The organism is Kitasatospora sp. NPDC059747, from assembly GCF_042732955.1.
Taxonomy (GTDB): Bacteria; Actinomycetota; Actinomycetes; order Streptomycetales; family Streptomycetaceae; genus Kitasatospora.
This window is the reverse complement of sequence record NZ_JBHWGV010000147.1, coordinates 1-1,126: the sequence shown is the minus strand read 5'-3', so window position 1 is coordinate 1,126 and position 1,126 is coordinate 1. Positions and strand designations below refer to the sequence as shown.

The window sequence follows — 1,126 nt, the reverse complement described above, 5'->3', positions numbered from 1 at the left end:
TCCACAAAGCGCCTCTCACACAACACAACTCCAAACCGCCCCACGCTATGACATTCGAGCTCTATGCTCGACCCCCACCACTACCCCCCCAGAGCCTCGCGAGGTTGTCCCGGCGGCCGTTCTTCACGAAGTGCCAGCGGGCCTGACAGCCGATCGCCAAGCTGTACACCGTGAATGGAGCTACCAGCAGCACAGTCCTCGCCCTGATCGGTGTCCTCCTGGGGACCACCGGGACGCTCGTGGGGCAGCACCTGGCGACACGCGCCGAAGCGCGACGGGACCGACAACACCGCACGGACGCGGAGCGGGCCGAACGCAAGGAGGCGATCCTGGGCTTCCTCGCCGCGGCGCAGCAGGTCGAGTTGGTGCTGGATCGCCGGAGCCTCGGCCTGCCGGCTTCGGAGGACCCCGAGGACCAGAAGCTGCACGACCTGTGGCTGACCAAGAAGGCCGTCGAGCTGGTCTGCTCGCACACGGCGAGTCAGGCCGCACACGAGTACACCACGGCCCTCCACGAACACCTGCGGAACAGCGTGTCGCCCGAACGGCCCGCCAAGCGCGATTGCCGGCACGCATTCGTGGAATCGGCCCGAGCGGAGCTGGGGGGCGGGCCGTCGGGAATTCTCCGCTGACGCCCGCACCGACCGGGAACACGGCGCCCGGAGGCACCGGATGCACTGCGGGTAGGCGTGGTACGGGCGTCAGGGTTTCGGGGCGTCAGAACTCCGGGGGTGTCAAGGCGTCAGCCCGCCGCCTCGAAGGCCAGGATCGTCCACCCCACCCCCGGGCGACCGTGCAGATCGGTGCGGCTGATGCGGTGGATGGGGTGCAGGCCGTTGGCGGCGGCCTGGGCGACCGTCTCCTCCGGCGGGACGTCGAACATCCGACGGCCGGGCGGTACCAGGCCGTGGCGCAGCGACAGGATCATCCGGCCGCCGGGGGCGACCAGGCGGGCCAGTGAGGCCATCGCGGGCGGGCGTTCGGCGGGGGCGAGGTGCATCCAGACGGCCGTCAGGAGGACGAGGCCGAAGCGTTCCGCGCCGAGCGAGGGCAGCTCCGGGAGGGCGTCGGAGATCCATCTGACACCGGAGTCCCGGTTCAACTCCTCGCCGATGTGCCGGAGTTC

At 70.2% G+C, this 1,126-nt stretch carries 2 protein-coding genes; one reads left to right on the top strand and one right to left on the bottom strand.

Going from position 1 to position 1,126, the window contains the following annotated elements; all coding sequences use genetic code 11:
* Positions 1-170 precede the first annotated feature (170 nt).
* Complete coding sequence (locus tag ACFV4G_RS38275; RefSeq protein ID WP_380447291.1) at positions 171-632, top strand: hypothetical protein; 462 nt, start codon at positions 171-173, stop codon at positions 630-632.
* A 110-nt stretch (positions 633-742) separates the two neighbouring features.
* Here ACFV4G_RS38275 and ACFV4G_RS38270 read toward each other — a convergent pair.
* A partial coding sequence (locus ACFV4G_RS38270; protein WP_380447289.1) for a class I SAM-dependent methyltransferase occupies positions 743-1,126 on the bottom strand: 384 nt, incomplete at its 5' end.